General features: G+C 29.3%; 1 pseudogene. It reads left to right on the top strand.

Annotation, left to right across the window (positions count from 1 at the left end):
• A pseudogene (locus tag IC213_RS21425) lies at positions 1-280 on the top strand (hypothetical protein); the annotation flags it as partial.

Here is a 280-nt window from a genome sequence, read left to right as displayed (position 1 = left end):
AGATTAAGGGTCTAATTAATAAATATGGTAAGCAAGGTTGTAATATGACATTTAGAATACATAATGAAGATATGATAGAAGGTTTTAAAAGTTTATATACAATAGGTGATGTTGGTCTTCTTGAAGGGACAGTAAAATCTATGATTACAAGTGAAGCAACAGGGTTTGGTTCAAGAATTAAAAAAAGTGCCTTTACATTTTTAGAAATAGAAGGAGGGGATGAGCCTTTGAAAGATGGTGATGAAATATTAAGTGATAAAAATTATCCATTTACAGATAA

The organism is Clostridioides sp. ES-S-0049-02 (genome assembly GCF_020658465.1).
Lineage (GTDB): Bacteria > Bacillota > Clostridia > Peptostreptococcales > Peptostreptococcaceae > Clostridioides.
This window is presented reverse-complemented; position numbering and strand designations above follow the sequence as displayed.